General features: G+C 54.8%; 21 protein-coding genes. 5 read left to right on the top strand and 16 right to left on the bottom strand.

The window, feature by feature from the left end; all coding sequences use genetic code 11:
- Nucleotides 1-27: 27 nt before the first annotated feature.
- The 8 genes from ACS5Q8_RS00950 to ACS5Q8_RS00915 form a co-directional block, all read right to left on the bottom strand.
- The gene (locus ACS5Q8_RS00950; RefSeq protein ID WP_465159748.1) at nucleotides 28-960 is read right to left on the bottom strand and encodes a hypothetical protein; all 933 of its coding nucleotides are present in this window, start codon (nucleotides 958-960) and stop codon (nucleotides 28-30) included.
- A 707-nt stretch (nucleotides 961-1,667) separates the two neighbouring features.
- Nucleotides 1,668-1,877 carry a KTSC domain-containing protein gene (locus ACS5Q8_RS00945; protein ID WP_080274897.1) on the bottom strand — a complete coding sequence of 70 codons (210 nt, stop codon included), beginning with the start codon at nucleotides 1,875-1,877 and terminating at the stop codon, nucleotides 1,668-1,670.
- Nucleotides 1,878-1,885: 8 nt separating this feature from the next.
- The gene (locus ACS5Q8_RS00940; RefSeq protein WP_465159747.1) at nucleotides 1,886-3,757 is read right to left on the bottom strand and encodes an ATP-binding protein; all 1,872 of its coding nucleotides are present in this window, start codon (nucleotides 3,755-3,757) and stop codon (nucleotides 1,886-1,888) included.
- Nucleotides 3,757-4,977: an SIR2 family protein gene (locus ACS5Q8_RS00935; RefSeq protein WP_465159746.1), complete on the bottom strand. Its 1,221-nt coding sequence runs from the start codon at nucleotides 4,975-4,977 to the stop codon at nucleotides 3,757-3,759. Before ACS5Q8_RS00935 ends, ACS5Q8_RS00940 begins: the two co-directional genes overlap by 1 nt.
- A gap of 634 nt (nucleotides 4,978-5,611) precedes the next feature.
- Nucleotides 5,612-6,907: a hypothetical protein gene (locus ACS5Q8_RS00930; RefSeq protein ID WP_465159745.1), complete on the bottom strand. Its 1,296-nt coding sequence runs from the start codon at nucleotides 6,905-6,907 to the stop codon at nucleotides 5,612-5,614.
- Between the two features lie 667 nt (nucleotides 6,908-7,574).
- Nucleotides 7,575-8,021: a GNAT family N-acetyltransferase gene (locus ACS5Q8_RS00925; RefSeq protein ID WP_426101761.1), complete on the bottom strand. Its 447-nt coding sequence runs from the start codon at nucleotides 8,019-8,021 to the stop codon at nucleotides 7,575-7,577.
- Nucleotides 8,022-8,315: 294 nt separating this feature from the next.
- Nucleotides 8,316-9,368: a GGDEF domain-containing protein gene (locus ACS5Q8_RS00920; RefSeq protein WP_465159744.1), complete on the bottom strand. Its 1,053-nt coding sequence runs from the start codon at nucleotides 9,366-9,368 to the stop codon at nucleotides 8,316-8,318.
- Between the two features lie 343 nt (nucleotides 9,369-9,711).
- Nucleotides 9,712-10,776 carry a 2,3-butanediol dehydrogenase gene (locus ACS5Q8_RS00915; RefSeq protein ID WP_247400187.1) on the bottom strand — a complete coding sequence of 355 codons (1,065 nt, stop codon included), beginning with the start codon at nucleotides 10,774-10,776 and terminating at the stop codon, nucleotides 9,712-9,714.
- Nucleotides 10,777-11,339: 563 nt separating this feature from the next.
- Between ACS5Q8_RS00915 and ACS5Q8_RS00910 the strand changes: the two genes are divergently transcribed.
- Both ACS5Q8_RS00910 and ACS5Q8_RS00905 read left to right on the top strand, forming a co-directional pair.
- On the top strand, nucleotides 11,340-14,306 hold the full coding sequence (locus ACS5Q8_RS00910) for an MHYT domain-containing protein (protein ID WP_465159743.1): 2,967 nt from the start codon (nucleotides 11,340-11,342) through the stop codon (nucleotides 14,304-14,306).
- A 13-nt stretch (nucleotides 14,307-14,319) separates the two neighbouring features.
- Nucleotides 14,320-15,333, top strand: coding sequence for a response regulator (locus tag ACS5Q8_RS00905; RefSeq protein ID WP_465159742.1), 1,014 nt, complete (start codon nucleotides 14,320-14,322; stop codon nucleotides 15,331-15,333).
- Nucleotides 15,334-15,367: 34 nt separating this feature from the next.
- Here the strand turns inward: ACS5Q8_RS00905 and ACS5Q8_RS00900 are convergent, their stop codons facing one another.
- The 3 genes from ACS5Q8_RS00900 to ACS5Q8_RS00890 are packed head-to-tail and all read right to left on the bottom strand — an operon-like array spanning nucleotide 15,368 to nucleotide 18,194.
- Complete coding sequence (locus ACS5Q8_RS00900) at nucleotides 15,368-15,964, bottom strand: hypothetical protein (RefSeq protein WP_276195760.1); 597 nt, start codon at nucleotides 15,962-15,964, stop codon at nucleotides 15,368-15,370.
- Nucleotides 15,961-16,533, bottom strand: coding sequence for an RNA polymerase sigma factor (locus tag ACS5Q8_RS00895; RefSeq protein WP_276195759.1), 573 nt, complete (start codon nucleotides 16,531-16,533; stop codon nucleotides 15,961-15,963). The genes ACS5Q8_RS00900 and ACS5Q8_RS00895 overlap by 4 nt, the downstream gene beginning before the upstream one ends.
- A gap of 38 nt (nucleotides 16,534-16,571) precedes the next feature.
- A complete protein-coding gene (locus ACS5Q8_RS00890) occupies nucleotides 16,572-18,194 on the bottom strand; it encodes a vWA domain-containing protein (protein WP_465159741.1) in 1,623 nt (540 codons plus the stop codon).
- A 178-nt stretch (nucleotides 18,195-18,372) separates the two neighbouring features.
- On the opposite strand from ACS5Q8_RS00890, the gene ACS5Q8_RS00885 reads away from it, so the two are divergent.
- A protein-coding gene (locus ACS5Q8_RS00885) for an IS3 family transposase (RefSeq protein WP_465159113.1) occupies nucleotides 18,373-19,748 on the top strand; the annotation gives its coding sequence in 2 pieces (ribosomal slippage) (nucleotides 18,373-18,873 and nucleotides 18,876-19,748; 1,374 coding nt in all).
- Nucleotides 19,749-20,444: 696 nt separating this feature from the next.
- On the opposite strand, the gene ACS5Q8_RS00880 is transcribed toward ACS5Q8_RS00885, so the two are convergent.
- From ACS5Q8_RS00880 to ACS5Q8_RS00870, 3 genes are read right to left on the bottom strand one after another with little or no spacing between them, the layout of a single operon-like run.
- Nucleotides 20,445-21,098, bottom strand: a complete 654-nt coding sequence (locus ACS5Q8_RS00880) for a DUF799 domain-containing protein (protein WP_276195756.1) — start codon at nucleotides 21,096-21,098, stop codon at nucleotides 20,445-20,447.
- Nucleotides 21,095-21,457, bottom strand: a complete 363-nt coding sequence (locus tag ACS5Q8_RS00875) for a DUF4810 domain-containing protein (RefSeq protein WP_017848623.1) — start codon at nucleotides 21,455-21,457, stop codon at nucleotides 21,095-21,097. Before ACS5Q8_RS00875 ends, ACS5Q8_RS00880 begins: the two co-directional genes overlap by 4 nt.
- Before the next feature lie 29 nt (nucleotides 21,458-21,486).
- Nucleotides 21,487-22,167, bottom strand: a complete 681-nt coding sequence (locus tag ACS5Q8_RS00870; protein WP_247401792.1) for a CsgG/HfaB family protein — start codon at nucleotides 22,165-22,167, stop codon at nucleotides 21,487-21,489.
- A 324-nt stretch (nucleotides 22,168-22,491) separates the two neighbouring features.
- Here ACS5Q8_RS00870 and ACS5Q8_RS00865 point away from each other — a divergent pair, with 324 nt between their 5' ends.
- Together ACS5Q8_RS00865 and ACS5Q8_RS00860 are read left to right on the top strand one after the other, a co-directional pair.
- Entirely contained in the window at nucleotides 22,492-23,103 is a 612-nt protein-coding gene (locus ACS5Q8_RS00865; protein ID WP_247401795.1) for a hypothetical protein, read from the top strand.
- A 16-nt stretch (nucleotides 23,104-23,119) separates the two neighbouring features.
- Nucleotides 23,120-23,707: a hypothetical protein gene (locus ACS5Q8_RS00860; protein ID WP_465159740.1), complete on the top strand. Its 588-nt coding sequence runs from the start codon at nucleotides 23,120-23,122 to the stop codon at nucleotides 23,705-23,707.
- 91 nt (nucleotides 23,708-23,798) lie between these two features.
- On the opposite strand, the gene ACS5Q8_RS00855 is transcribed toward ACS5Q8_RS00860, so the two are convergent.
- The gene (locus tag ACS5Q8_RS00855; RefSeq protein WP_443692773.1) at nucleotides 23,799-24,419 is read right to left on the bottom strand and encodes a hypothetical protein; all 621 of its coding nucleotides are present in this window, start codon (nucleotides 24,417-24,419) and stop codon (nucleotides 23,799-23,801) included.
- Nucleotides 24,420-24,635: 216 nt separating this feature from the next.
- Nucleotides 24,636-25,028, bottom strand: coding sequence for a DUF2846 domain-containing protein (locus tag ACS5Q8_RS00850; protein WP_247401806.1), 393 nt, complete (start codon nucleotides 25,026-25,028; stop codon nucleotides 24,636-24,638).
- Between the last annotated feature and the right edge of the window lie 306 nt (nucleotides 25,029-25,334).

The following is a 25,334-nucleotide window of genomic DNA, read 5'->3' as shown; positions in this document are numbered from 1 at the left end:
TTATTGCCTGAGTCAGGCTCAGCGAATCTACTGCATTTTTTTTGAATTGGATTTTTCCAATATTGCGTTAACTTGATCGCTATCCTTTTTTTGGGGTTTGCAGTCGATAATGTCGAAAGTGTAATCGAGTTTTCCATCGGGTATCGCAATAGCCGCTCTGCCATCTGACATCGGCGCTATTTGAACCCCTTTTGTATCGATGAGCCCACAGTACGAAGTGGGCAAGTGGAATGAGGCGAACACGATTGCCTGCTTTAATCGGGGCTCATAAAAACGCTTGCTGGCTATTTTCTCAGTAATGCTAAGCAAAATGATCACAGAAAAGAACACGGCCACCAGCGCGGCCACATCACGCAGATTTGATTCATTTTTTTTGCCATCCTTTATCTTACGAAAATCACGGTACAGACTGCGCAGAAACAGAATAGCGAGCACGGGTAAGCTCAAATAACCGAGCGTCAATGACAAACCCAAGAACCAGATTGTCGGAGTAAGCAGGAAGGTAAGCAATAATTGAGCTCCCGGCAAATCCTGCGGTGACAAGCTAGTCAGCTCGGCAATCCCTGCGTCCGAATAGATTTTAGAGAGTGTGGCTACGCCAATTGCTACAGCGCCTAACAGTACTTTCAACAGCCCTCCGTATTTAGCGACAATTGCCGGAATTTTCCAGTAGCAGCAGAGGTACGCCAATGCGGAGAGGCAGGAAAGCAACAGTAATCCCACGCCTGTCATCAGGCCTGGCTTCATGCCAATCAACGTAAAAAAACCAACGGCATACAGCAAGGTCGTGGAGGTGATAAAAGCAGCGAGTGAATACTCGCTCGCGGTCCAACCCTTTACATCCTGAGCTTTCTGGTGGTACCAGGTGCGCTTCTCAAGTGAGCCACAAACGTTGGCGATGTAGCCAGACAGTGCAGGTAGAATTCCAAATATTATAAGTAAAGTGAAGGTGGCAAGCATTTATTACCTTTCTATATCCGTATGTTGAGACGTCTTGTTCTTGGCGAGCACACATGCATGGGCGATATGATGACGCACAAATGTATCGCCATCGTTGCTGTTTTCTTGAATTTGATGTGTCCTGCATGGATGTGTGCAGCCTCCGCAGCAGGGTGCTACCGGGCGTATCAGATGGTCGACAAGCAAATTTAATGTATCACGAAGGCTGTAGTTGAAATCCTACTTTTTTCCGGTAAATCGACTTTGAGATTGTACACATATATCGATTACTGCTTTTTGTGGAAGGGCAGCTATCGGCTGATTCTGTTGAAAAAGTCGGCTTCGAATTCCACGGCAGAAAAGTACGCGCCTGAGATTGAAATCTGAGTTTTGCGCAGAAGGTTGATGAGTCGGATTTCACGTAGCAGCGTGTAAAAGAGGTGTTTTCATCCATCAATATTCGAGCGCTTTGGGCAAGCCGACTTTTTCAACAGAATCGGCCAAAAGCAGTCAATCGCCGCCTACAAAATTAAGGGCGATTCACAGCACCTGCATATTGCTAACGTTACGCGCGCGACGCTGCGCGCAATGCCCGCGGTGAAGCGGAGGAGCAGAGTGTCCAAGGATGAAGGACGAATATTTCTGCTGGGGCGTGGGGAAAGCTCACTGCTAGAGTGGATGTCCGCGTGCTGTCAGATCGAGAAATCCACTCCATTTGTGAAGTTTGTTCAAACGCGAGAATATCTGTATACGCCTTTAATATTCTCGGCGAGATAACCTCCAACCGAGTCGGCGTTTACCAACCCGTTGAAGGCGCTTTGTGGTACATCGAAGTATTGGTAAAGCGTACCATTTTTAAACTCTACCTCTAAAGTCTCACTATCTTCGTCATAGCCTACAGACTCTACGTTTGAAGATGACACCGGGCTTCGTTCCATAATTACTCCTAAGGTTTTATCTTATCAATTCGAGGATTCTGAGCTCGCCATGTTTCTACTAGTTCTTCATAGTTAGGATTATCCTCCATTTTTATACCCCATCCACCTGGAGAAAGAGATTCATCCATAGGAAGCTCATCGTAAACTATAGGGTCTTGGCTGTCTGGTCGTCGATTTTTCGGCGGGGCTAGAATAGACGTCCTCATAGGAAGTTTTACCGCCTCGCCTAAGATGATCGCTTCCCCGGTCCTCAAGATAGGCAGCATACTAGTTAGTCCGTCCAGATTATCTGAGAGTGCGGATGTGATGTGCGCGCGATCTGTCGAATTGGTCAATCTAAGGGCAAAAAAAGTCCCGCACTGAGATAGAATTGTAGGGTCTATTTCAGACGGACGTTGGCTGACGATCATTGCGCCGATACCGTATTTTCGCCCCTCTTTTACTATCCGCTGCACAATTTTAGAAGCCATGCCCTTGAAACTATCATTGAGATATATATGCGCTTCCTCCATGACAATTAATAAAGGACGGTGCCTGCCGCCTTGAGATAGGTTTCTCGCCCAAAAAAGAGCTTCATACAGTATCCTTAGTACCGCCCCTATGGTAGTTTGCAATATGTCTGGGGGCACGCCAGATAAATCCAAGATAGAAATTGATTTTTCGCCAATCCAGCTCTCAAGTAATGCATCTAGATCAGTAACTACTGCACCGTCTGCTTCCGGCATCCAATCGCCGGGACGAAATATAAAGTCATACCTAGGTATTCGAAGTTTTGTGCCGAGTAGCAGAACATTTTTCCCGATGTTCAATGAGCCTGGTAGATAGTTGATTTTCTCCTCATTGGCCTCGGTAACGATGTTCTTAAATATTGGAGGTATCCCTGCAGCGGGATTTCCTCTTAGTTCATTGCCGGCAGGGTCAAGTTCAAATGCAAGATTATCCATAGGCTTTCCTGGGCGGCCTTTGTAGTAAGTTGCAAATGTCTCGATGAAAAGGTCATACCACAGGTGATGAATACTAAAAGGAATAGGGGAGTCAACGCTAACCGAATCAAGGGATGCGCCAGCTCTTGGATATTTGGCGATTGACTCGGCTTTTAGTTTATGGACTCGCTCCATAACAACATTTTTTTCTTTCTCGTTGCTGAACTCGCCAAAGCTAACTTCGCAAAGTTCATCAAAATTTAACGCCCAGAATGGAATTCGTAGCTCGCTTTCTGCGAGTTTAGACGACTTAAATGAGTTAATTTTGAAGATGTCAGCCTTGTCTTTAAGGGCAGAACCATACTCCCCATGTAAGTCGAGCATAATAATTCGCGAAGAAGGGTATTTTTCAGTGTCGGATAGTGCATTCATAATGCTTGCCACCGTTGTGGACTTACCAGATCCTGTCGTACCAACGATAGCGGAGTGACGAGTGACAAGCTTATTAATATCAATCAAGGCCGGTATAGATTCAGCGTTTGAGATATGCCCTAACTTTACGAAGTAGGGTCGATCTGGACGGCCATAAATTGTTTTTAGCTCCTTTTCGGATACTAAGTGTACCTCATCCCCAATGGTGGGGTACTGTGATAGACCTCTTTGAAATGAGCCATTTCGTTGACCCTCACCGACAAGCTGGATTCTCATCCATCTATTACTTTTATCGTCGATGCTGGTTTTATTTTCTGGTACAGCGCTTGCGCCTACTTGACTGACAATTCCGAATAAATCAGAAAAGCCTATAGGTATTCTCACGAAACTACCGATCTGTCCGACCCTATATCCTTGGCCGTCTATATAAATGAAGCCTGTCAATGATTGTTTTGATAATGAAATGCTAACCGCCGTCCCGTTTACATCTTGGACATCGCCCAAGTAGGTTTCCTTGCTAGCCATTAACTTCCCCCTGCTGTTGAGCCGATTATCCTTTTCAAAAAGCTCGTAAAGACAGCAAAGTCACCAAGTTTGATAATGTTCTCTGTCTTGTCTGATGTGTCATCAACCTTGGAAGAGGTAATAAACGCCCTGATATCCACGTCAGCATCGTCGTTTTCAGGAAATAGAGACCACCGCCCTGGGTTTGTACCAATAATGGCCTTGTTGAATGTCCAAATATTTAGGTTGTGCTGGTTTTTTGCTAATCGATATGCCTCAGGGTACTTTTCTTTCGCAATCCCGCCAGGAAGCTGATCTTCGAAATTTCCATACATCAGCGCTAGCACCATCGCAGTAGGGTTTGCTTTTAGAGCGTTTATTATGGTGTCATTTAAATGACCATCATTAAATGAGTAGCCTGACATTATGAGTAATGAAGATTTTTTACGAATGAATCTATTTAGTTGATCTATGAGTGCAAGATAAGGCATCTTCCGGCTTTCTTCATACTTCAAGTGTGAAGGGTAGATCAGGTGGGACGCATCCTCCTTTATTTCTGAAGATCGATAGACTTTCTTCTGGCCAGATATTTCTTCTTTGTACCAGTTAATTGATCCGTGAATTTTCCAAAGTCTAGACCAGTGAACGGGTATTAGATTGTCTTCTAGAGCTCGCAAGTCAAAAAACGATCTTCGGGCACCCACGAATCCATCGAAATACTCGACTTCAAGATCCTCAAGTGATTGTTCCATAAGCAAGTCGTAATTCGTGGTAAATATTTCGACGGGGGTTTTCCTGTCTATAGAACGTATCCATTTGCACAGCTGGTGATAAGGAGTGTCTTGGCTTGGAAGTAATACATCAATTTTTTTAACAATAATCTTGCAGATTTTTTTCTCAAGGTCTAAAAGATTCGTCTCGCTTAATCCTCTAACGTCTCCGCCTTTGGATACAGTTAAGAGACTTCTTAAGAAGCTTAGGGTGTCCTCTATATTTTCAGAGTTTCGTTCTGCCTTAACTAACTCAGTCAAAAGAATTTTATATTGGGCGTCTTCAATTAGCTGGCTGTTAATGAATTTTGTAAGGTTTGCTACATCAGGGATTAATGGCCATTCATCTGTTGGCATGCTTACTGAGAGAGGGCATCCCGCAGATAAAAAAAAGCCGATTGATTCATTATCTTGTGATAAAGATTGACGAAGATATTTTAAATGCCTAATAGGATCATGAAAGCCTTCCATGTAACCGTTCCCCTCTGACATAGGTGTTTTGGCTGGTCACATTTCAGATGGGCGTAACATTGGCTTCCCGCCTGATGATTCCCTGCATAGGCTGAACCTAGCAGGCAGCCAAAATTGATACAAGCGCTTTTATGGCTGAATGCCACCTACGACGGGCTATAAACTCGGTCATGAATGCGCGAACTGATTGGCGCCTGGGCGACTTAGGAGGTGTCTAGAACAGGGTTACACCTCCTGAAGATGGAAGAAATCACCTTCAAAGGCACGGCTATCATCGATAGTCTGAACTGGCCACGTGCCGCCTCGCCAAAGCCTGCATAAAGGCGAGTAAAGCGCTTAACGTTGGTACACGGTGTCGGGGGTGAGGTGCACGCAGGCCTGAAAACTATCGCGCCATCAATTACCTCAATGCTCAGCTTGTTACCAACCTCAAACTCGTTAGTAGTTCAGGTGGCAAGTCGAAGTTCACAGACTGCTTCTGGCCGATAGCTGCCAGTATCGACGGGTTGAATCATCCATAGTGGTCAGTGGTGAGTGCAACTGTTTGCCAATAGACTCATTCACGTGGCTATGAGGAGTGGCAGACTTCATCAACCGAATTGAGCATTGAGATCAGTAACAAGGCGCTAGTATTTCAGCCACCAATTTTGCGGGTGATGTTTTCTTTTATCATGGTTCTGATGGGCGCGTTAGCTTTCAGTTCCTCTATCTGAACCGTATTCCATTTCTTGGTATTCATGTATTCCATCCAGTGAGCAGCTCCGCACTGCGCAGTTCTTATCCGGTCTTTGTAATTGAATTGCTCAAGAAACTCTGGAACTGGCTTGTGTATAGGATCAACGATTACCAATTTGAGACTATCGTTAAGCACCATAGCGTTAACCAACCGATTATTCACGTGCTTATCTCCGAAGCCATAGCCAATAATTGTGAGCTCATCTAGATTTCTGAGGGTGTTAGAAAAGACTTGAAGCTTCTCTTCGCCAGGTTTTTCATTTGTTGTTAAGCTATATTTGCTACCACCAGTTAGCATCGACTGGCAAATAATATCTAAATCGCCGTTGAGATCCGTTATAACCCTATCTCTGCTTGATGGGACTTGTTCGCCATTATGAAAATATCCCATTCTCAAAATATTAGAAAAATCAGACAATAAAAAATCTGAAGTTTTATGTTGCAGGGTCTGATTGCAAAGTTTGCTTCCATCTTGATAGTGAAGCTCTGACAAGCCTCCGTGGAGTTTCAATAGATTAATACCATAAGAACCTTGAAAAAAGTCGGACTCAAATTTTTTGAGGTCATGGCGATTCGAGTAAGTTAGGTTGATCAGATTGTCCATTTGTAAGTTGCTCAATGGAAAGCTGATATTGTATTTATCGCCAAAAGTAATAGGGATATTCAAGTCAATGGCTAAACATTCGACGAAAAGGTCATGATTTAGGCTGTATACCCAAGTTTCTTCATCGGATAGAAGGGCGCCGAAGCTTCCGAACCATTGAAGGTTCTTTGGGTATAGGTTTTTGTGGGCTTCGAATTGGTAGTCGCACAAAATTTTATGAAGTATGCTATAAAATACGCCAAACAAATAATGGAAAGTGTCTTTGTCTGTTTGAGGGTGTTTATAGTCTGCTGCCGCAGATTGAATGTTTGATAATAGTTCTTCGTAGTTTTTTCCACCCCCAACCTTATAGCTTAGTAATAGATCCATACCTCGCTTCAATGCAGGCCTACTTATTGGGCGGTCATCTCCATAGGGTGAGTTTTGTGCGAGCATATCCACAAAGCGCTCAGTTGATTTCGTAGTGAATAATCCTAAGAACACTTCGGTAAGCTCTATTGCTAGAGGCATTCCAAAGTCGTAAGAAAAACCGGCTCCTAGCAATAATCCTTTTTTTACTATGACATTATCCATACGCATACCTTCAGTCATTTAAAAGACCATTTTAGCCATAGTGTATTGAAGCGATTATGGGAATGGAAGCCGAACGCGGAGTCGGCCACGATTGCCCATGCGTACAAAATTTTGGCCCCCCACAGCGATGCCCGAATCATCAAAAAAAGGCTCAAATAGCTTGTCCTAGATCCTTCGGACATCTTAGCGTTTGACTCTGATTAGGAGCGAACCGGAGTGTAGTTTTCGCTATCGCAGTTTGCAGTTCTAGGCGAACGTCGGCTATTGGCCGCTTACTGCCCTTCATTACTGACTACTTAGGGTGAGCTCAGTCGAATAGATGCGTCGAGAGACTTACTTACTGATCGGAATGCCACAAATTTGCCACACTCGCCCCGATCACTGGGGCGAAAACCCGCTAACCCCAGCTAATACAACCCATTGATTCCCCAGCTAATGCCCGCTAACGTATTGATTCTAAACGTCGACTTTTAGGACTCCGAAGGCAGGGGTCGTGGGTTCGAATCCCGCCGGGGCACCACATACTAGTTTCTGGCTGTCTCAGACAGTCTACGAAACACCCCAAGAAGCCCGCCCTGTGCGGGCTTTCTTGTTTCTGGCTATCCGTCCCTGTCTGCCCCTATAACTGGAGGCATACAGGAAGTAAGGCGCACTGAAATCAAACGCCGAACACTACTGTCGAGAATCAAGGCAGCCGCTTCTCCATCGGCTGATAGATAAGCCCTGCGAACTCGCCCACGTCTCCTGACAGGGCGAATCCATAGCTTTCGTAGGCTGCCACCGAACACAACGATGCCCTGACCGTCACGACCTCATCCCTGACTTGCTCCAGTGCAGCGCTCATCAGGCGCATGCCGATGCCCCTACGTTGCGAGCCCGGCGCGACGAACAGCATCGCCACGTGGCGCCCTTCCTTGAGTTCAATCAGCCCCGTTATCGCCCCATCCGCGACACACACCAGCATTAGGTTGTCGCCCTCCATACGGTCGGCAAACGCCTGCGCCGCTGCCACCTTGGCGAAGGTCTCCACACCCTGCGTCGACAGCGAGGGCGCAACCGCAATCATGAACGCGTCGAGGCAAAGAGCGCTCGCGTGAGGCAGGTCGTCGTAGGTCAGTTTACGTATCTGCATAGCAGTCGCTCGTGTCTGGAAGATGAGAATGGGGCAATTCCCGCACTCAAAAGTCCGGTCCAGGCCGACAGGCGTCTGTCGCATGCGTCAGCTCTGGGCCGACTCCCGTTCGTCTCGACAGGCAGCGATCGGACGATCCTGCTGAAAACAGTCGGATGTTTAGATTGTCTGAACGCCGGCTAGCATCGGCGCGGCCCCGTAAGCAGTAAGACCACGCCGTGCTCGGTGTCGATCAGGTGGTTTGTGGAATAGGCAAAAAAAGCTGGGCTACCCGAATCGGCCGAAATCAGAGATCTAGACCCCAACTACCTCGACCCTGTTGCGTCCGGCTAACTTGCACTCGTAGAGCGCGCAATCGGCCCGTGCAATAGCGTCGCTGAGCACCTCCTCAACGCGATATTGAGTGACGCCGATGGACAGAGTCACGCTGACTTTTTTGCCATTGCTGTAAATCTCCAACGCCTGCACAGCCTTGCGTATACGTTCTGCGCTATCAGTTGCATGGCTAAAATCCGTGTCCGGCAATATGCAGAGAAATTCTTCGCCGCCCCAGCGGCCGATAAAGTCTTGCTCTCGCATTGAACATTTGAGTAGTTCACTCACCGCTTCGAGGACACGATCGCCGGTATCGTGACCGTGCAAATCATTGACCTGCTTGAAGTGATCTATATCCATCAACATCAAGGTGAGATTGCTGGGGCGCCTATGATGTCGTGCCAGAATTTTCTCGGTCAGCGCAATCATGTGCCGACGGTTGAATAGGCCAGTTAATGAGTCCGTCGTTGCCATGCGCGCCAGGCTCTTGTGCGCGCGGGATACCGTGACCACATAGAACAGCGCGAGATAGCTGAACATGCAGAACACCACTGTCAGGTTGAAAACATGCACACCCAACAGAGCATTGGAGGAGATGGGTTGCAGAGGACTTACGAACCACATCACTACATCCAGGCTTACGTAGTAGGCCCAAAGCCAACCGGCGTATATCCAGGCGCTACGGGCCCGCATACTGACGAACAGGGCTGGAATAAACATTAACAAGAAATAGTGAAAACCACTTCCCCAGCCGATTAGAACGGTGCCCAGCCCTGCGTGTACAAGTACTTCAATGCGTATCAGGAGAACTGCCAGCCGATTTCGTCGCTGCTTGAAGGCGTGATAGGCATAGACATACATGGCCACACTGACCACGTTTATCCACGCCAAAATGGGCGAGCCCAGAATGAGAAAAATAAAAAAGAAGGCAACGTCTACGCTACCCGCCAACTGGCAACAACGCATGGAAAGCTGCCAAAATTCTGGCCGAGCGTCGCGTCTGGGTAGGCTTTCTGAGTGTGTCCCTTGCATCGAACCTGTTACCTCAATATCCGGGTATACGTCGGTTTTTAGGTTGGCTATTTCACACCAGCAAATGAGGCGTAAGAAAGGTTTCGCAGGGCGTTTAGATTGAAGGTACGAGGCTATACATCAGTTGTCTAGTGGCTACTGGCCGCTTTTTATGGCGATTATATTAAAGAGAACGGCAAATCGGCCGGCAAAAAACCGTGACAGCAGCAGGCTAATAAAAAGCCCCGCAGGGTGATGCTCTGGCGGGGCTTTTTTGTGCGATTGAGCTTTTGCCAGTCCTCAACCGGGAGCATGGAGCGGCGGTCGAAGCGATGGCTCGATCAGTGAACGGTCGTCGCCCACTTCAAACCCGAGCAGGCGACACAATAATCTTCACGTTGTGCTCCTTATTCTTAACCAACTCCTCAAAGCCCTGCCCCACAATCTGTTCCAACTGAATGCGCCCCGTCACCAGCGGCGTGATATCCAGCCGTCCATCAGCGATAAACGCGATCACATCAGCAAACTCACCGTTATAGGCCAGCGCCCCCATTACCTGTTTTTCCGTCGCCACCAACTCGAAAAAGTTGAACTCGCTGGGCTCTTCGAAGATTCCCACCAGGACGCACTTGCCGGCCTTGCGGATCAGGTCGATCGCGAGCTTGGCCGTGTGTTTGTTGCCGATGCATTCGAAACTGACATCCGCGCCGAGCCCGCCCGTAAGGCGTCGTACTTCGGCCAGGGCATCGCACTCATTCGGATCGAGCACATGGGTCGCTCCCACTTCCCGGGCCTTGGTCTTGCGCGCTCCGGACATTTCCAGCGCGATCACCTGCGCGGCACCGGCCGCTTTGGCGCACATGATGGTGCATAGGCCAATGGTGCCGGCACCGACCACCACCACGTTTTGCCCGAGCAGGCTTCCGGCTTTTTTCACTGCGTGCATGCCCACGGCCAGCGGTTCGATCAGTGCCCCGGCTTCAGCCGGAAAGTTCGCCGGCAATTTGTACAGTAGGTTGGCTGGCACGTTGACCAGTTCGGCGAAGGCGCCATTGTTCATCAGCCCGGTGAAGGCCAGGTTCTCGCAGATGTTGTACATCCCGTGGGTGCAGTAGTAGCACGTGCCGCAATGTTGGCACGCATCGGCCGCCACCGGCTCGCCGACGCTGAAGCCCTGCACGCCGGCGCCGAGTTCGACGATCTCGCCGCAAAACTCATGACCGAGAATGCACTGGCCCTTTATCCCGGTCAGCGGGTGCGGGGCGTCAACCGGTATGAACACCGGCCCGGCCACGTACTCATGCAAATCGGACCCGCAAATTCCGCACCACTGCACGCGGATTTGCACCCAACCCGCAGGCGGCGAAATGGGCAGCGGAACGTCTTCGACGCGGATATCGTTACGGCCGTGCCAGACAGCGGCACGCATGCTGCGTTGCGGATTGATCGAAAGGGTCATCGCGAAATCTCCTTGAAACGGTTGGTCCTGGCGCCCCGCCAGCGTCCGCCAGCAGGGGCGTCAGTGCGGTTGCACAACGTCCAGAATCAGTCGATTGGCCTGCTCGGGGTGATGCCAACGGTCAGCGACACACGACTCATGACGCCGCCACGGGCAGAACAGGGAAAGGGGCTGGGCTGGACATCGGGCACCTGTTTTTATTATTGGGTTGCCAGTCGGGCTGGTAGCCAGAGCTAGAGCAAGGCCGGTGCCAGATCCGCAAAAACAGCTGAATAGCCCTTGCTTAGAGCGGTCCGATGGAAACCCAAGCAGGGCCGGGATCGCGTTCGAATGAGACGCGTCATATCAGACCGCACGAAGTGGCGACGAGACCGTGAGACGCTGCGTCTCGCCGCCAGCCCCGACCCTGCAAGCCCATTGGCAACACGTATCGTCGCCCCTCCCTCAAGAATTCAGCTCACTCGCCGATGCTTCTAATCACCGGTTCTGTGCCCTTTAACCGACCATCTTCCGCATTAAGGAGTCAACGCGACATGGGGGGTTTCTATAGCCTGTTTATCGACACGCCGGTCGCAGCACTCTACGTGCCGGGCTCGCACAATCCGGGCTTGGTAGTGCTATCTATCCTGGTGTCGATCTTTTCGGCCACCATGTCGCTGCAAACCGCACAGATTGCACGCAAAGCCGAAAGCGCGTTGCATCGACACATGGCTGTCAGCACAGGTGCATTCGCCCTGGGCGGTGGCATCTGGACCATGCACTTCATCGGCATGTTGGCGTTCGAGCTGCATACCCACGTCCACTACGCCACCGGCCTGACCCTTTTTTCTCTGCTGCCGGCTTGCGTGGCTTCCTGGCTCGCTCTGCGCATGCTTGCAAGTCCCACCGTCACCGGATTGCATCTCGTCATGAGTGGCACCCTGGTGGGCTTAGGTATCGGGGCGATGCACTACAGCGGCATGGCAGCGATGCAAACATCATTGCAGATGCGTTATGACCCGCTCATCTTCACGCTTTCCATCGTGCTGGCGATCGTCCTCGCCGTGTTCGCCTTGTGGGTGCATTACCGACTGCTACGAACCACATTGACCTCAATGCAACGGTTGCTGGTCAGTGGGAGCGTCTTGGGGTCGGCAATTGCTGGCATGCACTACACCGGCATGGCAGCAGTCCGGTTCGTCGGTGTGCCGAACAGCACCTCGCCAGGTGTTCTGCTTAACACTACATTCGCGTCTATCGCGCTTTCCACGTTCACCGTCACGGTGACGGTGCTGGTGCTTGCACTCAATGGCTTGATCCATTCACGCAAGCTGTACCGAACGATGGAAGAGAACAACCTCAAGATTGAGGAAAGCAAGTCACGCATGGATGCCATCCTAGACACCGCAGTCGATGGCATTATCACTATCGATAGCCGAGGCCTGATCCAAAGTTTCAACCATTCGGCGGAACGGCTGTTTGGCTGGAACGCCGATGAAGCCATTGGCCGCAACATCAATATGCTGATGCCCGAACCCGATCAGTCGCAGCACGATGGTTACCTGCATAACTACAAGACCACGGGTGCTCCGAAGATCATCGGCATCGGCCGGGAGGTCATGGGCTTGCGTAAGGACGGCAGCCTGATGCCAATGCGGCTTGCCGTCGGCCGGGTAGACCTGCCCAATGAGCTACTGTTTGTCGGTTTCGTCACCGACATCACCGAGCGCCACACGCTGGAAGCCTCATTACGCGAGACCGCTGAACGCGCCGAACGCGCGGCCATCGCCAAGAGCACCTTTTTGGCCAATATGAGCCACGAAATTCGTACACCGATGAACTCGATCATCGGTTTCACCGAGTTACTTCTCCAGGGTGATCTGACATCGATCCAGCGCAACCACCTGCACACAGTGGGGCAATCATCCAGACTGCTACTCGGGTTGATCAACGACATTCTTGATACCACCAAGATGGAAAATGGGAGCATGACGCTGGAGTCCATTGATTTTTCGCTCAAAGGGCTTGCTCTACAGATCGAATCCTCAATGCGCTTGGGCGCGCAGAGTAAGCACCTGACGCTCACCCCGCACTACCCGACCGACATGCCTGAATACTTTCAAGGTGATCCCCTTCGAATCTTGCAAGTCCTGACCAACCTTGTCGGCAATGCCATCAAGTTCACCGAGCGTGGTGGTATTGAAGTTTCATTTAGCTATACGGACGCCATGGTGCACGTCAAAGTCGCGGACACCGGCATTGGCATGACGCCCCAGCAAATCGAACTGATTTTTGCACCGTTTACTCAGGCCGACGCGTCCATCAGCCGGCGTTTCGGCGGTACCGGTTTGGGCACCACTATTGCGCGTCAGTTGGTCGAGCAGATGGGGGGAAGTATTGAGGTGGTGAGCGAGTTCGGACATGGCAGTATCTTCCATGTGCAACTGCCCCTGCCGATAGGACAAAAACCCGAGGCGACACCGGTTGCGGCGCCCCAGCAGGTGTTGCCACCGCTGAAGATTCTGATCGCCGATGACGTGCCCCAAAACCTCGAGTTGTTGACCCTGACACTCAGTGGCCGCGGACATCAGGTCGTGGCTGCGCGCGATGGTGGCGAAGCTGTCGCGAAATTCATAAGCGATCACTTCGATCTCATCTTGATGGATGTGCACATGCCAGGCACTGACGGCCTGCAGGCAACGCGGCTGATCCGTCAGTACGAGCGCACACACGCTCGCGCTCACACCCCAATCATCGCGCTCACCGCCAGCGTGTTGGCCGAAGACCGACAAACCGCACAGCTGGCCGGAATGGACGGCTTCGCGGTCAAGCCGCTAGACGTCCCTCGACTGTTCGATGAGATCGCCGGGGTCTTGAAGATCGAACGCGCCCTCGCTCTCCGCGGCGACACCGATAAACCCCTTGCACCGCACCCACTGATCGATTGGAACTCAGGCATCTCACTATGGGGCAGTGAAAAGCGCCTGGCCAAGGCACTCAAGCAGTTCCTGGAGTCAGCGGCTACCAACCATCCGCTGCCGGGTGACGCGGACGCCGATATCGACTGGGAGACGACACTTCTCAGCCTACATGGCATCCATGGGGCGTCCGGCAACTTAGCGCTCCCCTCCGTGGCCGAACTGGCCTGCACGCTGGAGGATAGGGTCAGGACAGGAAGGCATGAAGAGGCACGCCCTCAAATCACCGAGCTGCGTACTCTGCTAGCGTCCGTAACCCGAGAATTACAAGCCAGCAACGCGCTACTCGTTGAGAAGCAACGCCCCTTGGCGCAGCCCTCCGCTTCCGAACTGCTAGCCCATATGCACCAACTGCTGGCCTGTCTTGCGCACAACGAATTGAACGACACAGCGCTAGAGAAGGTCTGCGCCGGGCTCGAGAGCCTGGGCGAACATACACACGTTCAGGTGTTGCGAACGGCGGTCGATGCTTTTGAGTTTGGGCGAGCTCAAACCCTGCTGCAGCAACTCGTTGCCGACCACACCCTGGAAACTCAAGCATGAGCAGGACCATTGCATGAAGTACATGAAGGACACTCGCCAGACCTTGCTGGTGGTCGACGATGAAGCGACCAATCTCCAGGTGCTGCGCCACACGCTGCAAGATGAGTACCGCTTACTCTTCGCCAAGGACGGTTACAAGGCGCTAGAGCTGGCGCAGGCTGATCGGCCGGATCTGATTCTGCTCGACATCATGATGCCCGGGCTCTCGGGCTATGACGTCTGCACGGCGCTCAAGCAGGACTCGAGTACGACCTCGATCCCCATTATCTTCGTCAGTGCCCTGGCCGAGGCTGACAACGAGATGCTCGGCCTTAAGCTAGGGGCCGTGGATTACATCAGCAAACCTTACAATCCCGGCATCGTCAAAGCGCGTGTGCGCACCCATCTGTCCTTGGTGCAGGCACAAGAACTACGCGATACACGTTTGCAGATCGTTCAGCGGCTGGGTACCGCAGCCGAGTTCAAGGACAACGAAACTGGACTGCACGTTATCCGCATGAGCCACTATGCCAAGACGCTGGCCCTGGGCGCGGGTTACAGCCGGTTGGCAGCAGAAGACTTGCTGCATGCAGCGCCCATGCACGACGTTGGCAAGATAGGCATTCCCGACGCGATCCTGCAAAAACCGGGAAAGCTCACTGAACACGAGTGGACCATCATGCGCCAGCACACGTCTATCGGTGCCAAAATCATCGGTGAGCACCCTTCTGGACTGCTGCATATGGCGCAGATCATCGCGCAGAACCATCACGAAAAATGGAACGGCACCGGCTACCCAAGCAGGACTGCGGGTGAAGACATTCCCCATGCCGCCCGAATAGTTGCCGTGGCTGATGTGTTTGATGCTCTGACCAGCGTGCGCCCCTATAAACCTGCCTGGTCAGTTGAAGACGCCACAGGGTTAATCCAGCAGGAAAGCGGCCAACACTTCGATCCGGAACTGGTCGAGGTTTTTATGGACTGCCTACCCGACATTCTCGAGATACGCGAACACTGGGCCGACGTTGAGCCCGTCAGCGTCGATTGATACTGGCGCGTGCTTCGCACACGCCAGCTTCTGACTACTGCTGCAACATCTCCAACCGCGCCGGCAAGTCCTCCTGGGGAAAGCGCGCGTGCAACGCCAGCAACTTCTCATCCGCCGCTTTGCTTTCCCCGGCTGCGCGCAGGTTCACGATCTCCTGCAACGCCTCCTCCAATGAAGGCAGTGCGACCGGCGCACGCTTGCTGAGTTTGGCCATCGATTGATCCGCCAGCGCACCGGCAATTTCGGCTTGGACCGGCGCGCTTTCGGTCTTGGGCGCGGCGGCCATTCGGGCCATCGGCGCGGGAGCGGAGAGTGCTGGCGGGGCGGGGCGGCTTGCTTCTTCGTGGAACGCGGAGAAGGTCGCGGGGGAGATGTCGGGGGCTGGCACGGGCGAGCGCATGACCACGCCGATCATCAGCGCCAAGCCTGCGACGGTGGCGAATGCCATTTGCCAGCGCGGACGTTGGCAGGCTTGCAGCCAGCGTTGCCACACACTCGGTTGCGGCGCCGGGGTTTCGCGGCGGGCGGTGGCAAGGATGAAGGCGTCGAGGGACGCCGGCGGTTCGCCGCTGCTGTATTGACGAACATGCTCGATGAGCCGGTCGTCGGGGGTGTGTCGGGAGTCGGTCATGCGGGTATCTCCTCGGCCAGCAGGCGGCGCAGTTTCTGCTGGGCGTAACGCAGGCGGCTTTTGACGGTTTCCAGCGGGGCGCCGGTGAGCGCGGCGATTTGCGGCACTTCGAGGTCGCCGTGCAGGCGCAGCAGGAAGACTTCGCGCTGGTCTTCGGGCAAGTCTTGCAACGCGGCGTCGAGACGCGCCTGGTCGCGACTCAGGCTCAGTTGCTGCTCGGGGCCGGCGCAGGTGTCGGGCTGGGCGTGCAGTTGCTCATCGTAGCTGTCGTGCAACGGGTTGTGGATGCCGTGCTTGCGCCAGTAGTCGATCAGGCGGTTGCGGGCGATCTGGAACAGCCAGGTGCGAAAACTCGCCCGGCCTTGTGGCTGGGTGGCGCTGCGGATCAGGCTGAGCCAGGTCTCCTGATAAATTTCCTCGGCCAGTTCGGCCTTGTTGCTCAGGGACACGAGGAAGCGGTACAGGCCCTGGCGATGCCGCGCGTATAAGACTTCGAACGCGGCACCGTCACCGGTTCGGTAGCGGGCCAGCAGCGATTCGTCGCTGGGTGAATCATCTGGAGCGGGCATGTCGGTGGCGAACTCCTTTCCGGTCGGCGTGTTGACGATCAAGGTTTGAGGCTTTGGGCCACTTCGACCAGTTGCACGAATTCATTGCGCAGCCCGAACGGGTCGTCGCCCCGGGCCGAGCGGGCGAGTGCGGCGGTGTCCTGCAACGTCATGCTGCCAGTGTAGCGGCCATCGCCCTTGAGTTGCTGGGCGAAGGCGGCCACGGCGGCGCAGAAGCGCAGGTCGTCGCTGGCCTTGGCCGACTGGCTGGCCACCGGCCGCTCGATCAAACGGCTCGCACCACCGGCCGCCGGCTTATAGCGCACGCGCAACATGGCCAGCTCAGCGGATTGGCCCTGCGCCGCAGGTGCGGAGGCGTAGCGCAGCGGCTCCAACCAGCCCTGCTCGCCCTTCGGTACAATTTCGTACAGCGCGGTCAGCGTGTGCCCGGCGCCGATCTCTCCTGCGTCGACCTTGTCGTTGTTGAAATCCTCACGCTTCAATGCGCGGTTTTCATAACCCAGCAAGCGGTATTCGCTGACCTGGGCCGGGTTGAATTCCACCTGCACTTTCACGTCCCGCGCCACCACCGCCAGGGTCGAGCTGAGTTGGTCCACCAGCACCTTGCGCGCTTCGCGCAGGGTGTCGATGTAGGCATAGTTGCCGTCGCCCGCGTCGGCCAGTTGTTCCATCAGGTGTTCGTTGTAGTTATCCACACCGAAGCCGAGGGTGGTCAGCGACACACCACTTTTGCGCTGTTCGACGGCCATCTGCTTGAGGCTGTCAAAATCGCTGACGCCGACATTGAAGTCGCCATCGGTGGCCAGCAGGATGCGGTTGATGCCCTGCTCGATAAAGCCTTCGCGGGCCATCTGGTAGGCCAATTCGATGCCTGATGCGCCGGCGGTAGCGCCGCCTGCGCTGAGCTGATCGATGGCGTTGCGCAGCTTCACTTTGTCGCGCCCGGAGGTCGGCGGAAGCACCACGCGCGACTCACCGGCGTAGACCACCAGGGACACGCGGTCTTGGTCGCGCAACTGATCCACCAGCAATTTCAGGGTGCTTTTCACCAGCGGCAAGCCTTCGCGGCGGTCCATGGAGCCGGACACATCGACCAGAAATACCAGGTTGGCCGGCGCCAACTCTGCCACGGCGCGGTCGGACGCCTTGATGCCGATGCGCAGCAGTTGAGTGCGCGGGTTCCACGGGGTGGCCGCCAGTTCGGTGGTCACGCCAAAGGGCGAACTGTCGGTGGGCAACGCGTAGTGATAGGGGAAATAGTTGAGCATTTCCTCCAGTCGCACAGCGCCCTCGGGCGGCAGACGGCCTTGGTTGAGGAAACGCCTCACGTTGGCGTAGCTGCCGGTGTCGACGTCGATGCTGAAGGTCGAGACCGGCGTTTCGGCGACCCGATGCACCGGATTGTCCGGCAGGTTGGCGTATTGCTCGCGGGGCTCGCTGCGGTAATCCAGGCTCGCCGACGCCTGCATCCGCATCGGTGCAGGCATCGCCATGCGCTTGACCAAAGCACCCTGGACCGGCGTGTTTTGCAGCTCGACGACGGGCTCAGCCGGTTTGGCTAAATCAGGCGACGAAGACAGCCCACAACCGGCCAGCGCCACCAGCAAGGTAACCGCAAAGCCCTGGGCAGCAGGACGCAGGAAAAGCAGAGGACGGGACATGGACTGAACCTCGTGAATAAATGATCCGTTCACAAGGTCAGACGCAGGGCGCGGGGTGTTCGGGTTAAACCCTGGTTTAGATAACACCTCGATCAGTGTGGGAGGGGGCTTGCTCCCGATTGCCAAGTTGAAGTGCGCCCCAGAAGTTGGACACCCATCCAACTCCTGGGGCTTTTTCATGAGCAAGTACACAACGCAGTTCAAGCTTTCCGCCATTACCGCCTTCCTGGAACGAGGCCGAGGCTTTCGCCATATTGCTGCTCGATTTCAAATGGACCCCACTTTACTTCGCCGTTGGGTGGAAGCTTACCGGCTGCACGGTGAGGCCAGTCTGAGTAGTACCGGTGGACGTTACAGTGCTTTGTTCAAGTTCTCCGTTCTGCAACGCATGTGGCGTGACTCCCTTTCTTTTCGCCGCGCAGCGGCACTCTTCAATCTGGGTGACTCTACCCAAGTGGGCAGATGGCAGCAGCAGTATTACAGTGGCGGTATTGAAGCCCTGGCCTCAGGGGAAAAAGGATCGAATACCGCTATGTCCAAGCTACCTGCTAAACCTCGAAAAACGGCCATTCCACTCACCGACCAAGAACGTGCTCACAAGGCTTTACTTGATGAACTCCAGTATTTGCGCATGGAGAACGCCTACCTAAAAAAGCTTGGGGAGTTAGGCGAGGCAGTGATGAGGCGCGAGAAAGAAGCGAAGAAAAAGCCCAATTAGTCTCTGAGTTGAGGCACAGCTTCCCCTTGGACCATTTGCTCAAGCTGGCTGGGCTCGCCCGCAGCACGTACTACTACCAACTCAAGGCGATGGACGGAGCAGACCGGTTCGTTTCGCTAAAAGCCTCTATCCAGAGCCTTCAAGACGAGCATAAGGGGCGATTCGGCTATCGCCGTATGACTTTAGCTCTGCGGAGCGACGGACAGTTGATCAACAGTAAAACTGTGCGGCGACTGATGGGGGAGTTGAGTCTGAAATGTACGGTGCGACCGAAGAAATACAGATCGTATCGAGGACCAATGGGAGAAGTATCGCCTAACATCCTGGCTCGTCAGTTCGAGGCTGAGCAACCGAATCAGAAATGGGTAACGGATGTCACCGAGTTCAAAGTGGCAGGCGAAAAGCTATATCTGTCTCCAGTTTTAGACTTGTACAACGGAGAAATTGTGGCCTATCAAACCGCCACGCGCCCCCAATATGCCCTGGTGGGCGACATGCTGGAACAAGCTCTTGAGCGCTTGCCTGAGGGCGTCAAGCCCATGTTGCACTCGGATCAAGGTTGGCACTATCGATACCCGAAGTACCGGGATCGACTAGAAAAAGCAGGGTTGGAACAGAGCATGTCACGCAGAGGAAACTGCTATGACAACGCCACAATGGAGAGCTTCTTCGGCACGTTGAAGTCAGAGTTTTACTACCGGGAAAGCTTCGAGAGTGTGGCTCAGTTGCAGGCTGGACTGGCTGAATACATCCATTACTACAACCATAAGCGAATCAAAACGAAACTTGGCGGACTGAGCCCTGTAGCGTACAGAGCCAGGTCCGCTGTAGCCTAACAATCACTGTCCAACTTTTGGGGCGCACTTCAAAGTATCAGCCACTGCATCGGGCGACTGACCCACCGCTATCGGGAGCAAGCCCCCTCCCACATTTGATCTTCGGTGGCGCCAGAATCGAGACGGTTAACTCAGTCCAGTGCGCTGCCCCGCCGTTAGCGTTCGGATCGAATCCTGGTTTAGATAACACCTCAATCAGTGTGGGAGGGGGCTTGCTCCCGATTGCCAAGTATCAGCCACTGCATCGGGCGACTGACCCACCGCTATCGGGAGCAAGCCCCCTCCCACATTTGATTTTCGGTGGTGCCAGAATCGAGACGGTTAACTCAGTCCCGTGCGCTGCCCCGCCGTTAGCGTTCGGATCGAATCCTGGTTTAGATAACACCTCAATCAGTGTGGGAGGGGGCTTGCTCCCGATTGCCAAGTATCAGCCACTGCATCGGGCGACTGACCCACCGCTATCGGGAGCAAGCTCCCTCCCACATTTGATCTTCGGTGGTGCCCGAATCGAGACGGTTAACTCGGTCCAGTGCGCTGCCCCGCCGTTAGCGTTCGGATCGAATCCTGGTTTAGATAACACCTCAATCAGTGTGGGAGGGGGCTTGCTCCCGATTGCCAAGTATCAGCCACTGCATCGGGTGACTGACCCACCGCCATCGGGAGCAAGCCCCCTCCCACATTTGATCGTCGGTGAGATCAGTCCGTGCCGTACTTCGGATTACGCGGACCGTACAGCAGCCCGGTACGCTGCCCTGCCGAGAGCAGACGCGCACTGGTGATGCCCGCGATCGGATGCGCCGCGTCGGTGGAGCTGTTGATCACTTGCTTGACCGCCGCCGTGATCAGCATGCCCACCAGGCCGCCACCGTTGTTGTTGTTGCCTTCCTCGCTAGACGCGCGCGCCGAGCCGGTCCACAGGGTGATGCCGGTGCGCAGGTCCACCAGTTTGGCCGAAGCAGTCACCGTGGTGTTGCTGGAGATCAGCATGTACTGGGTGCCGTATTCGCTGACGGTGATGTACAGCGCCGCATCCGCACCGAAAATGTCATGCAGTTTGGCCGGCGCCACGCCCTGGATATCGTTGGCGGTGGTCAGGCCGTTCTGGCGGAAGGTTTCGTCCACCAGGGCAATCGGCAGCACGTAGTAGCCGGCTTCGGCCAACGGGTAGGTCACCTGGGAGACCATGCTGTAGGACGCCTGCACTTCCGGCGATTCATTGATCGGCGGCAGCACCAGGATCGACTTCGGCCGCGCCTGCTTGTACGCCGTGTAATCAATGGTCTTGGGTGCAGCGCAACCGCCGAGCAAGGCCAGGGCGAGCAAGGCGCCGGTGAGTTTCAATAGGCTCATTTAGTGGCGACTCCGGTCTTGGCGTTTTTCAGCAAAAAGTCCATGTACGCGGCGGACTCGGGGAACAGCGCCTTCTCGGTGCGGAACTCCTGCACCATCTGGTCATCCTTGCCCATGCTCAGGTACAGCATGCCCAGGTGGGCGTGGTAACCCGGCGGCGCTTTGCGGCCACTGGCGTTGATCTTTTGCAGATCGCGCTCCAGGGCCTCGACCTGCGCTTCCTTGGGCTCGCCCTTGAAGTACTCGTAAACCTGCGGCTGGTAGCTTTCCCATTGATACAGGGGTTGGGGCGCCGTCTGGCACCCGGCGACCGTCGCGATTGCTGTCAGCATCAGCGCCAACTTCACTGCCTTGCTCATCCGTGTATTGCTCCTTGAGGTGTTGCTGATCAGTTGCGCGGGTTCCAGGCGCCGGCGTTGATGCCGTCGACCAGGCGGTTGATCGCTTCGCGCATGGCCAGGTCGAGCACCTTGCCATTGAGGGTGGAGTCGTAGCTGGCGGTGCCGCCGAAGCCGATCACTTCACGGTTGGACAGCGCGTATTCGCCGGCGCCCTGGGTGGAATACACCACTTCGGAGGTGCTGATGTTGACGATATTCAGCGCGACTTTGGCGTAAGCCACTTGCGTCTTGCCACGGCCGAGAATGCCGAACAACTGGCGGTCGCCGGTTTCTTTGCGACCGAACTCGGTCACATCGCCGGTCACCACGTAATCAGCGCCTTTGAGCTTCTGCACGGTGCCTTTGATCGCGGCTTCCTGGGAGATTTCGCCCATGTTGTCGCGGTCCAGCACGCTGAAGCGGTTGGTCTGCTGCAAGTGGGTGATCAGGATGGTCTTGGCCTGGCCGCCGAGACGGTCGACGCCGTCGGAGAAGATGCCGCGCATGTAGCTGGAGCGGTTATCGAACTTGCCCACGGCAATCGGCACGCGCACGCCGGAATAAGCGATGTTGGCGCTGGCGACTTGTTCCACCGGCATCGCGCGGTTGCTCTCCGTGGCGCAACCGGCCACGGTCAGCAGCGCTGCAGCGGCAAGGCCGGAGAGCAGGATTTGGGACAGTGTTTTCACATGTTGCTCCTAAAGTGAGGAAGTCAGCAGAGCTCGGTGTAACGGGAAACCGGGCACGAGGCGATACCCACTCCTTCGAGGTCGAAGGCGTCGGGCCAAGGGCGGCAGTTTCAGGGAGGGAGGCAAGCCTGCTAAACGGCAAGAACACGCGCGTAACTGACTTCATCCCTGAACATGTCGTGTCGCAACGGCTGCAGCATTTTACGGGGTTGAGAGGGGTTCTCAAGGTGTTTCGTCGGAGGGCGTGCGGTGACGCACATTCCTCAAGTTTTCGGCCAGTCGGTCGAGACAGTGACTTGGCTCACTTATTAATAGGGATATTGCGTGTTGAAAAACCTCTTCCGAGCAGCGACCCTGATCGCCGCTCTGTCGATGACCGGTTGTGTGTCCTACACCGTCACCGGCCCCATTGGCGCCCCGCTCCACCCTGCCGCCGTCACCAGCCCGCGCAGCGCACAAGTCGCCGATGTGACGGTGAGCGTCGCCGACGTCAACGACGCCAACAAGACCGCGATCAGCCGCTCGCTCACCGCCCAACTCAATCAGTACGTGAGTACTGCGGGCTACTTCAAGCAGGTCACCGAATACCCCGTGCGCCTGGGCGAGCAGGACGTGTCGCTCAAGTTCAACATGACCTCCCTCAAGGGCCACCGTGGCATCCACCCGGGCTATGTCCCCGGCGCCTTGCTGACGCTGACGGTCTGGATCTGGGTCAACGGCCCGATCTACGTCGACACCTTCGACGTGGCCGGCGACCTGGTGATCGTCGATCGCGAGGGCAAGCAACTGGCGAGCGCCAAACACGAGGTCAAGTTCGAGCGCAACGTCGGCCTCTACGGTCGCGAATACTGGGCCCCGACCATGGGCGCCAAGCAACTGAACGAACTGGTCGCGCAACTGCTCGACAGCGCCACTGCCAAGCTGGCCAAACCGTAATTTCAAGGAGCGACACATGAAAGGATTGATCAAACACAGCCTGGTCCTCGCGGCCATCTTGCTGACAGGTTGCGTGTCTTACTCGCAACACGAACTGCCTCCCGTGCAAACTTGGCCGCCGACCGCCAACGCACCGGCGCAAAAACCCACCGCGTTCGTGCGCACCACCGCGCTCAACCAGGTCAACAGCGGCCCGGGCAACACCGCCGCCGGCGCTCCGGCGGCGTTGTGGGAAAAGGCCGTGGCGGATTCGTTTCGCCAGTCCAACCGCTTCTCGCGGGTGAGCACCGACAAGGTCGACTCGGACATCTACGCCGACGCCACCCTGTACAACAACGAACAGTTCAGCATGGCCTCGGCGATCATCACTGGCGTGACGTTCTTCATCATCCCGTCCACGGCGAAGAACACCTTCACCCTGGAAACCGTGTTCAAGGACAAAGACGGCAAAGAACTCGGGCGCGTCAAAAAGAGTGAGTCGGTACGCACCTGGATGCACCTGGTGCTGATCGTGGGCATCCCGTTCCAGGCGGACACGCGGGAAGTGGTCGAGGCGTTGACGCGCAGCACGCTGGATGAAGCGGTGCAACGCAAGTTGCTGTAACCCCGCCCTCTGTAGGAGCGAGCTTGCTCGCGAAAAACCAGAGAACACCGCAGGCATTCAGCATGCCCGCGGTATCGTTGCCGGCCTCAGTTCACTTGATCAGGTCAGGTCGAGTGGTCTTGAGCATCGCTGCGCTCACCGCACCCTGAACCGAACAGGTGATCATGCCTTTGCTGGTCTTGGCCAGGTCACTGGGTGCGGGCTCGACCATCAAGATGCGTTCGGCCGTATCGGTGACCAGCTTGCCCGCGTTGTCATCGCCGCCCTCCGGTACCCAGGCTGATTGCTTCTGCGACCAGATCTGCGCACGCGCGTAGATACCGTTGGCTTTCTCCAACCCCGTACCCGGTACTTTACTCAGTTGTGCGTAAAGCGCGTCGGGCGCCTGCTCGGTGTAGAAACCCCAGTTGATGATGCGCGAGCCCATCAGGTCCTGGTCTTCGGCGAAAAAGCCGGTCAAGGTCATACCGTCAAGCGTCAGTGGCATATCGAACATCCAACGCTGGCCCATATCGGATTTTGTGCCGCCGCTGAGCGTGATCCTGCCGTTCTCCACCTTATGGGCGACACGTTCCTTGAGCCCTGGCTGGCTTACCACCGCCAGGGAGTTCTGGTCGCAGGCGAGAAAACTTTGCAGGGCAGGCGCCGCGGCGAAGCTGCTGGTGCAGGTCGCCAGAGCAGTGAGCGAGATAAACAGACGATGCAGTTTCATTGAAGAGCTTCCTTGGGTCTAAACAATTGCGGGCCGGAAGGGTCGGGCGTTTAGCGGGGGATTTGCGTCCATACGGTGCCACTCCGGCTTATGTCGCGTGTCAGTCAACGAGGGTTGAAGAGTCGCGTGTCAGCCCCTTATCAAGCTAAGTGTGCAGGGCGGATGAACAGCGACAACGGCCGGGCTCCGAGCTCGGCCGCCTTAAGCGCTTTTAACTTACTTGCTTTCTTTTGCCACGGTGCCCAAGGACGCATCCTTGACCAGATAACGGCCTTCCAGATCGCTCAGCACTTTGAGGCTGTTGCGCGCCACGGCAAAGCCCATTTCGACTTCCTGCTTGAGGTAAACCACCTCACCGGCCTTGACGTCGATTGGCATGTCCGCCCAGTTTTCAGCCTTGGAGCTGATCACGTGCTTGCCTGGCGTCACGAAAAAATAGATGTACTGGTTACCGCGGTTGTAACCCATCTCCGAGTCGGCTTCCTTGTCATCCAGGAACACGTTGAACCGTACTAGCATCCCGACGTTGCTAGGGCGCACGACATACACCAGGCCTTTATCGGCCACGGCAGCCTTGGGCAGCGAATAGCTCGCCACGTCAGCCTGCATCTTCTCCACCGACGGGGTCGAAGAACAGCCAAACAGCGTGGCCAGGGACACAACGACAGCGGCTTTGCAGAACAACTTGATCATGTATTTCTTCCTTGTGGGTAGCGGTGGGGCGGTTTCGAAAACGCTGGCGAAGGCCGGTTCAGATTTTTGATGCGTCTGGGCATCACCAGTGTGTCGGCAGCGGATGGCATTGCATGAGGCATTGTGCCATCACTCTGATACCTTGCGCGGTTTTGGGTGAGGGGCTTATAGTCCGGCCGTCGCCCAAATGGCGATCAGGTTTGGCGACCTGACAACAGAGTG

It is taken from the genome of Pseudomonas sp. PAMC25584 (assembly GCF_058135675.1).
Note: the sequence above shows the minus strand (reverse complement) of the source record. Positions and strands in the feature narration are given on the sequence as shown.

Excerpts from the sequence above, each read along its gene's own strand:
- ACS5Q8_RS00950 (WP_465159748.1), bottom strand. The coding sequence starts at position 960 with ATGCTTGCCACCTTCACTTTACTTATAATATTTGGAATTCTACCTGCA.
- ACS5Q8_RS00945 (WP_080274897.1), bottom strand. The coding sequence starts at position 1,877 with ATGGAACGAAGCCCGGTGTCATCTTCAAACGTAGAGTCTGTAGGCTAT.
- ACS5Q8_RS00940 (WP_465159747.1), bottom strand. The coding sequence starts at position 3,757 with ATGGCTAGCAAGGAAACCTACTTGGGCGATGTCCAAGATGTAAACGGG.
- ACS5Q8_RS00935 (WP_465159746.1), bottom strand. The coding sequence starts at position 4,977 with ATGGAAGGCTTTCATGATCCTATTAGGCATTTAAAATATCTTCGTCAA.
- ACS5Q8_RS00930 (WP_465159745.1), bottom strand. The coding sequence starts at position 6,907 with ATGACTGAAGGTATGCGTATGGATAATGTCATAGTAAAAAAAGGATTA.
- ACS5Q8_RS00925 (WP_426101761.1), bottom strand. The coding sequence starts at position 8,021 with ATGCAGATACGTAAACTGACCTACGACGACCTGCCTCACGCGAGCGCT.
- ACS5Q8_RS00920 (WP_465159744.1), bottom strand. The coding sequence starts at position 9,368 with ATGCAAGGGACACACTCAGAAAGCCTACCCAGACGCGACGCTCGGCCA.
- ACS5Q8_RS00915 (WP_247400187.1), bottom strand. The coding sequence starts at position 10,776 with ATGCGTGCCGCTGTCTGGCACGGCCGTAACGATATCCGCGTCGAAGAC.
- ACS5Q8_RS00910 (WP_465159743.1), top strand. The coding sequence starts at position 11,340 with ATGGGGGGTTTCTATAGCCTGTTTATCGACACGCCGGTCGCAGCACTC.
- ACS5Q8_RS00905 (WP_465159742.1), top strand. The coding sequence starts at position 14,320 with ATGAAGTACATGAAGGACACTCGCCAGACCTTGCTGGTGGTCGACGAT.
- ACS5Q8_RS00900 (WP_276195760.1), bottom strand. The coding sequence starts at position 15,964 with ATGACCGACTCCCGACACACCCCCGACGACCGGCTCATCGAGCATGTT.
- ACS5Q8_RS00895 (WP_276195759.1), bottom strand. The coding sequence starts at position 16,533 with ATGCCCGCTCCAGATGATTCACCCAGCGACGAATCGCTGCTGGCCCGC.
- ACS5Q8_RS00890 (WP_465159741.1), bottom strand. The coding sequence starts at position 18,194 with ATGTCCCGTCCTCTGCTTTTCCTGCGTCCTGCTGCCCAGGGCTTTGCG.
- ACS5Q8_RS00880 (WP_276195756.1), bottom strand. The coding sequence starts at position 21,098 with ATGAGCCTATTGAAACTCACCGGCGCCTTGCTCGCCCTGGCCTTGCTC.
- ACS5Q8_RS00875 (WP_017848623.1), bottom strand. The coding sequence starts at position 21,457 with ATGAGCAAGGCAGTGAAGTTGGCGCTGATGCTGACAGCAATCGCGACG.
- ACS5Q8_RS00860 (WP_465159740.1), top strand. The coding sequence starts at position 23,120 with ATGAAAGGATTGATCAAACACAGCCTGGTCCTCGCGGCCATCTTGCTG.
- ACS5Q8_RS00855 (WP_443692773.1), bottom strand. The coding sequence starts at position 24,419 with ATGAAACTGCATCGTCTGTTTATCTCGCTCACTGCTCTGGCGACCTGC.
- ACS5Q8_RS00850 (WP_247401806.1), bottom strand. The coding sequence starts at position 25,028 with ATGCAGGCTGACGTGGCGAGCTATTCGCTGCCCAAGGCTGCCGTGGCC.